The sequence below is a fragment of the Kitasatospora nipponensis genome (assembly GCF_039528135.1).
Classification (GTDB): Bacteria; Actinomycetota; Actinomycetes; order Streptomycetales; family Streptomycetaceae; genus Kitasatospora; species Kitasatospora nipponensis.
This window is the reverse complement of sequence record NZ_BAAALF010000834.1, coordinates 1-626: the sequence shown is the minus strand read 5'-3', so window position 1 is coordinate 626 and position 626 is coordinate 1. Positions and strand designations below refer to the sequence as shown.

Below are 626 nucleotides of genomic sequence, written 5' to 3'. Positions count from 1 at the left end.
ACACGACCGTGGTCACACCCACCGCACCCGGCTATCTCACCGTCTTCCCCGACGACACCGGCCGACCGACGGCCTCGAACCTCAACTTCACCGCCGGCCGGACCGTAGCCAACCTCACCACCTCCAAGATCTCCGCCGACGGCCACGTGTCCTTCTTCAATGGCTCGGGCGGCTACACCCACCTGCTCGTCGACCGGGTCGGCTTCTTCTACTGAGCCACCCCGTTCACGTACTTCCGACAGCCGGGCGCACTCCTGCCCGGTGCTCTTGTCCACCACCAGGTGAACCCCGCCTGAGGCGGCTCTAGAAGTCGAGGCAGGTGATCTGGAGAACGTAGACCCGTTCCTTGCGGATGATGATCGTGTAGCTGAACATGCCGCCCGGAACGCGCATGTCGGCGGACTTCGGGTTGGGGCCCTGCCAGGCGGTGCCGTCCAGGTACTGCACTTCGGCTGCCCGAACGATCTCTTCCTTGCTGGTCCAGTACTCCTACGACCAACTCACCCCTGCACCGCCGCCCGCGCCTCGCGGAGGGTGGTGGTGATGAGCGTCATGTGCTCGCGGAATCTCGCGTCGTCGTCCTCGATCTGCACCAGGTACTCGGCGCGGTGGAACTCCCGCGCGCG

The 626-nt window shown here is 65.7% G+C and carries 2 protein-coding genes; one reads left to right on the top strand and one right to left on the bottom strand.

Annotated elements, in window-relative coordinates:
- The coding region (locus ABD323_RS43595) for a hypothetical protein (RefSeq protein ID WP_344447557.1) at positions 1-215 on the top strand (215 nt) is incomplete at its 5' end.
- Positions 216-303: 88 nt separating this feature from the next.
- Here ABD323_RS43595 and ABD323_RS43590 read toward each other — a convergent pair.
- A complete protein-coding gene (locus ABD323_RS43590) occupies positions 304-447 on the bottom strand; it encodes a hypothetical protein (protein ID WP_184913269.1) in 144 nt (47 codons plus the stop codon).
- Positions 448-626 lie beyond the last annotated feature (179 nt).